The organism is Halopseudomonas pertucinogena (assembly GCF_014646575.1).
Lineage (GTDB): Bacteria > Pseudomonadota > Gammaproteobacteria > Pseudomonadales > Pseudomonadaceae > Halopseudomonas > Halopseudomonas pertucinogena.
In genome coordinates this window covers 82,829-89,029 of the sequence record NZ_BMNN01000003.1, presented here as the reverse complement: position 1 = coordinate 89,029, position 6,201 = coordinate 82,829, and the positions used below count along the sequence as shown (strand labels likewise).

The following is a 6,201-nucleotide window of genomic DNA, read 5'->3' as shown; positions in this document are numbered from 1 at the left end:
CTACGACCCCAACAAGGCCCGCCTGCAGCTGGAAAGCCAGGCCCGGGCCGAACAACTGCCCGACCTGGAAGACTACGACTACCCCGGCCGCTTCACCGACCGCAGCCGCGGCAAGCACCTGGCCCAGCGCAGCCTCGAACGCCACCGCAGCGACTACCACCTAGCCACTGCCCACAGCGACCAACCGACCCTGCGCAGCGGCCACTTCATCGAACTCCAGGGCCACCCCCGCGACAGCTGGAACGACCTCTGGCTGATTACCGAGATCCACCATGAAGGCAAACAACCCCAGGTTCTGGAAGAGTCCATAACCAGCGCAGAATCGGCGGACACCGATTATTCTCCCCCTCCCGCGAAGGGGGAGGGGGAAACAGCCTTCACCCAAGGCTACCGCAACCACTTCCAGGCCACCCCCTGGGACACCCCGCACCGCCCAGCCCTGCGCCACCCCAAACCCCGGATGCTGGGCCAGCAGACCGCCGTGGTCACCGGCCCTGCCAACGAAGAAATCCACTGCGACGATCAGGGCCGCATCAAGGTCCAGTTCCACTGGGACCGCGAAGGCCAGGCCGACGCCAACACCAGCTGCTGGCTAAGAGTCGCCAGCAACTGGGCCGGCAACCACTGGGGTAGCGTCACCATCCCGCGCATCGGTATGGAGGTCCTGGTCAGCTTCCTCGAAGGCGACCCGGACCAGCCCTTGGTCTCCGGCTGCCTGTACAACAGCGCCCACCCGGTGCCCTACGACCTGCCCGAGCACAAGACCCGAACCGTCTTCAAGAGCCTGAGCAGCCCCGGCGGCAACGGCTTCAACGAGCTACGGATCGAAGACCGGGCCGGCGAGGAACAGATCTTCATCCACGCCCAGCGCGACTGGGAACAGAACATCCAGCACGACCAGAAAATCCGTGTCGGCAACGAACGCCACGAACACATCGAAGCCAACCGCTATACTGAAAACCTGGCCGAGGAACACCACACCACCCACGCCGACCGCAAGACCGAAATCAAGGCCGATGATCATCTGACCGTCGCCGGAAGCCAGCATCTTCAGGCCGGCGTCGCCCAGCTGACCAAAGCCGGCCGCGAGATACACCTGAAGGCCGGGCAGAAAATGGTGATCGAAGCGGATAGCGAGCTGACACTCAGCGCAGGCGGCAGCTTTATCCGCATCACGCCCGCTGGGGTGACGGTCGTGGGGCCAACCATTCGGCAGAACGCAGGAGGGAACCCGGGCAAAGGCAGCGGCGCCAGAGTTCTCCTGCCCGAAGCGGCGATCATGGCTGGCGAGGCGCTGACCGGCCGACAGTTGGCAGCACCGTCTACCGAAAACACAACTACAGGATTGGCCGCGGCGCAGCGTGACTTGGCACGCATGGCCCGCTCACTGGGTGCCAGCCGTTGCCCGGTGTGTGAAACCTGCATGGAGGGCGCATGTCAGCTCTGACACGAATCGCTGAACCCGCTGTTAACTGGCTCGCTGAGCAACAACATGCTGGGCGGGACCTGTTTTTGATGATCGACCGGCTCGCAGAGCCCGATCCGATCCCTGAGCTGTTTAATGCGGATGTCATGGATGAGTACGTCAACCTCTACAGCGGAACCGAATGGGATGAGTTAGCTGATATCGGGCCCTGGTTGATAAAAGTCTCTGCGCAGCACTCCGTTGCGTTATCCCATTTGTGGGAAGCGCCGGAGCGTAACTGGGGATGGCTGGCCAGCGCCTCCGGGTTGTCGTTGATGGACCTTGCCAATCATTGGCGGGAGCGCTTGTTGATTGAAGGACCGTCGGGCAAGGCGCTTTACCGTTTTCAGGATAACCGGGTGATCGCCCATCATCTTTCCGCCCTGTCAGTCACGCAGATTCCGTTGCTGTTGGGGCCGCTTGAATCCGCTTTATGCTGGGCCGGTGATGCCTGGCTGATAACGGAGAACGCAGCTCCCGCGCATCATGCCGCAGCGCAGGGGCAACCATGGCTGGACGTGCCCGAGCCACCGGAGGTTGCCAGGAACATACAGCATAAGAACGCATACGACTGGCTATGGGCGCAGCATCCTCAGGCAACGACTCGCCTGGCAAGTGCCAGGCCGCTCATGGAGTGGCTGGACAGTCAGCTGGAGACCGCGAACGAATGGGGCTGGGGACAAAGCGAGCAACTGGAATTTCTGCTGACTCACCAACTTGACTCTGATCTGGCTCAGTCCGGTTTCTGGACCGGCAGAGAGGGAGAGACACCCGACCAACATTATCAACGCTGCCGACAGGCCGTCGTTGACCTGCTACGGCATACATCATGATAAGAAAACTGATTCTCCCGCTCTCACTGGCGTTTCTGGGTGGTTGCACCCTGACCGGCTCACTGGCCAAGGAAGGTGTGCTGTCCCTGACCGAGCGGGAAGGGCGTGAACGCTTTACCCTGGCAGGCGAGCTACCCGCGCATTTCTCGATTCAGGCGACCGCCTACTTCTCGCCGGACAACCCTGAGCGCTGCCAGGTATACAGCATCGGTCAGGGCGAAGAGGTGACCCGCGAACTCATTACCCAGTACACGACCACCTACCATGATCATCCCGCCGACTTCAGCATGGATATTCCGCTGACCTACCACATCGGGTTGTGTAACGGGACGCTGCAGCAAGTGGCCTTGTTGATCAGAGGGCGTTATGGAGAGCGGAGCTGGCAGCATCATGCTGACCATGGCGGTCTTGGGATTGTCGATAGCCGGCCGGAGCAAGCGCCACCGTTCAACAGCGACGGTAGTCTGACGGTCCGTGGCTACTGCACCTGGTTGTTTCAGATCAGCAAGCTGCAGCTTGAGCTGAGCAAGTTGCTGAGTTGCTCCGAGCCGGACGAGCACTGGCAACTCGATCCGGACTTTGCCAAGCGTCGTTCGGTTGGCGCAGTGCTGGGGCGGGATGAGCTGGCAGGAAAGACGGTACGGCTGGATCTGAGGGTGAATCCGGAAGAAGAGCCTTCCATGTATCGCAGGTGGATACAAACCGAGAAAGGATGGAAACCGTGTCAGGGCACTGAGTCGTCAGAGCGGTGCCAGTCTCCTCCGGTGTTCAAGACATTCAAGATGGGTGACCAGGAATGCACCGTCTATCCCAATTGCAAGGAGTAACCAGGGATGGTTAATACAACATATGGGAATGTTGTTGAGCAATTGGCATGCCCCTAAAGAACTCAATGGGTGAGCATCCGCTTGGTGGATGAATTTGGCCAAGCAGAAAAATATAGTGGGTTGTCTGTGATTTTGCGTGACTCGCAAGGACAGGAATACTTCGCTGAACTGGATGGCGAAGGGTTTGCGCGATTTGTTGGGGTGTACTCCGGTGCTATGTTGTTGTCTGTTGTTGCCGATTATTCTGGCCGTGATAGGTGGTACGAAACACTCATCGACCGTAAGGCTTATCCCCTCCCTATTTCAGATCTGCAAGTAGCTGCCGAACAAACCTCTATAGGCCCCCGCCGATCTGATGGCAGAACCTGGATGGCAGAGCAGCGGGCTCTGGAAGAGAACGCGCGATTCTTTCGAGTGGAAGTCAGCGATTTTGTGGCAGCCAACAAGCATCTTCCTGATCCGGACGAGCATTGGACGCCACGTCCCAGTGCTATTCTGAAAGCCGCCATGCCCGGTATGGAAGGGGAGAATGTGCCTGGTATCGCCCTGGAGCCGAACCAGCATCATGTGCTGGAGGTCAAGGCGCTGCGCGCCTATCGACCGCTGTTCTCTCTATCCCCCGAATTCAGTGCTCTGAACGCCTATCATCTGGCGGTGATGAGCGATCTGGTATACGCCCCTTTCAGTGAGAAGCAACCCTCCGACACCTACCAGCCCAAGCCGCCACCTTATCAGGTGCCGGGCAGCATTGGTCATGTACTGCGTGAGCAGCTGGCTACACAGCAAAAGGCTACTTTGTTCAACAGGGGGCAGCAGCATCTTTTATACGAGGAGGTGGCTTACTCCCAGCGCCTGGAAGTGGTGCCATATGATCCCGAACGTTACGCTCAACAAAAAAGCGGTGCAACTCCAGAAAGTATTCATTTTCTGCACGACCGTAAAACCCATACCCAAGCCTTTGTCACTCACAATGATCGAATGATCCTGATTTCCGTGCGGGGTACTGAGGGGCTGCAGGATTGGCTGAGGGATTTCGATGCGCGACAGATTGTTGCGGATGAATTTGAGGGTGAAGTTCATCGGGGGTTTTATGGTGCATTCGTAGCGGTAAAAGAGTTCATAGAGCGATACTTGGAGGGCTTTTTAACAAGTGCTCATACCATTATTGTCTGTGGCCATAGTCTCGGCGGTGCCATTGCTCTCTTGCTCGCGGACTGGTTGAGAAGACTGCCGGGCTCGCCTTCGGTTGTACTCTACACCTTCGGTGCTCCCCGTGCCGGCAATACCACCTTTGTCGAAAGCGCAAAGGATCTGGTTCACCACCGGCTGGTAAACCATAACGACCCGGTTCCTGGAGTACCTTTCGCCTGGTTGGATGCAGAGTGGAGGCTGGCCGTTCCCGGTGCGGCGATGTTGCTCGGCTCCCTGGGAGCGCCTCATGTACGGATTGCGATATTGTTGGCCGGCTTGGTCAATCTGAAAGGGGATGGCTACCAGCATCACGGCGAACAATATCATTTCATGCCACGCAAGCCCGGTGCCGGCATTGCTGCTTCGGTACTTTGGCAGCCTGGCTGTGAAGCTATCGAACAGAATGCCAGCGCAGCCTGCGCGGCAGAGTTGGCTATTGAGTACGATATGCCCACGCGCAGCAACTTTGTTTACCAGTTGTTTCAAGTGCCGGATCACTCCATAAGCAAATCCTATACCCGCGCAGCGCTGGCCAATCTGCTGCGCTGGCATGCCAGCCTGGAGCGTGGGGGCGCATTGTTTACCGCAGAGGAGCAGGCCGAATTGCAGCCCCAGCTGCAACGGCTCAAGCAGCACCTTGCCGCGTGGGACGCTGACACTTTCCAGGAGTTCGAGCGTGAGGTGCGCAGGCGCTATGACACCCGTTTCTATAACATGAACAAAACCCAGCGTCGCCATGCTTACTTTGATGGGGTGGACAAGGCGCGGGCCGAGCGCGAACAGCAGCGGGCCCAGCTGTACAGGGCAGAGCGACGACTGGTTGCCCAAGCCGAGCGGCTGATCACTGCAAAGGACCTGTTCGGCGACCAGGTTGTGCATGAGGAATTGCCTCGGTTACTGGATGAGTGGTTGCAGCTGGCGGAGATCAGACAAGCGCAGTGGTTGGTTCAGAGGGCCGGCCATCGCGCGCCGGATTACGCCTGAGCTTCGGCTGACGCCCTGATTGGGCAGGCTGTCGTCGCCCTGCTACGGCATACATCATGATAAGAAAACTGATTCTCCCACTCTCACTGGCGTTGCTCGGTGGCTGCACCCTGACCGGCTCACTGGCCAAGGAAGCTGTCCTGTCCCTGACCGAGCGGGAAGGGCGTGAACGCTTTACCCTGGCTGGCGAGCTGCCAGCGCACTTCTCGATTCGGGCTACTGCCTATTTCTCTCCGGACAACCCTGAGCGCTGTCAGGTATACAGCATCGGCCAAGGCGAAGAGGTGACCCGCGAACTCATTACCCAATACACGACCCCCTACCATGACCGTCCGGCCGACCTCAGCATGGATATTCCGCTGACCTACCACATCGGGTTGTGTAACGGGACGCTGCGGCGGGTGGCTTTACAGTTTATTGGTCGCTATGGCCAGCAACGCTGGCAGGATGATGCCGCCTATGGCGGGCTTGCAATTGTTGATAGCCGGCCGGCGCAGGCGCCACCGTTCGACCGCGACGGCACTCTGACGGTCCGCGGCTACTGCACCTGGTTGTTCCAGATCAGCAAGCTGCAGCTTGAACTGAGCAAACTGCTCAGCTGTTCCGAGCCGGACGAGCACTGGCAACTCGATCCGGACTTTGCCAAGCGTCGCTCGATTGGCGCAGTGCTTGGGCGCGATGAGTTGGCGGGCAAGACGGTACGGCTGGATCTGCGGGTTAATCCGGAGGAGCGACCTGCCATGCGCGAGACGTGGATTGAATTTCCGCAGGGATGGAAGCCTTGTGCTGAGGAGGAAACACCCGAGGGCACATGGGTGTGGTGCAGAAACCCGCCGACATTCAGGACTTTTTCAATGGATGGAAAAGAATGCACCGTCTATCCCAATTGCAAGGAGTAACC

5 protein-coding genes are annotated in these 6,201 nt (G+C 58.9%); all 5 read left to right on the top strand.

From position 1 onward, the window contains the following. On the top strand, nt 1-1,447 hold a 1,447-nt coding region (tssI, locus tag IEW63_RS08265), incomplete at its 5' end, for a type VI secretion system tip protein TssI/VgrG (protein WP_188636149.1). Then, nucleotides 1,435-2,298, top strand: a complete 864-nt coding sequence (locus IEW63_RS08260; protein ID WP_188636148.1) for a DUF4123 domain-containing protein — start codon at nt 1,435-1,437, stop codon at nt 2,296-2,298. The genes tssI and IEW63_RS08260, both read left to right, overlap by 13 nt. Beyond that, complete coding sequence (locus IEW63_RS08255; RefSeq protein WP_229710410.1) at nt 2,295-3,125, top strand: hypothetical protein; 831 nt, start codon at nt 2,295-2,297, stop codon at nt 3,123-3,125. The genes IEW63_RS08260 and IEW63_RS08255 overlap by 4 nt, the downstream gene beginning before the upstream one ends. 69 nt (nt 3,126-3,194) lie before the next feature. Beyond that, the gene (locus IEW63_RS08250; RefSeq protein ID WP_229710409.1) at nt 3,195-5,300 is read left to right on the top strand and encodes a lipase family protein; all 2,106 of its coding nucleotides are present in this window, start codon (nt 3,195-3,197) and stop codon (nt 5,298-5,300) included. 56 nt (nt 5,301-5,356) lie between these two features. Then, nucleotides 5,357-6,199 carry a hypothetical protein gene (locus IEW63_RS08245; RefSeq protein ID WP_229710408.1) on the top strand — a complete coding sequence of 281 codons (843 nt, stop codon included), beginning with the start codon at nt 5,357-5,359 and terminating at the stop codon, nt 6,197-6,199. Nucleotides 6,200-6,201 lie beyond the last annotated feature (2 nt).

Coding starts and splice junctions, on each gene's coding strand:
- IEW63_RS08260 (WP_188636148.1), top strand. CDS start 1,435: ATGTCAGCTCTGACACGAATCGCTGAACCCGCTGTTAACTGGCTCGCT.
- IEW63_RS08255 (WP_229710410.1), top strand. CDS start 2,295: ATGATAAGAAAACTGATTCTCCCGCTCTCACTGGCGTTTCTGGGTGGT.
- IEW63_RS08245 (WP_229710408.1), top strand. CDS start 5,357: ATGATAAGAAAACTGATTCTCCCACTCTCACTGGCGTTGCTCGGTGGC.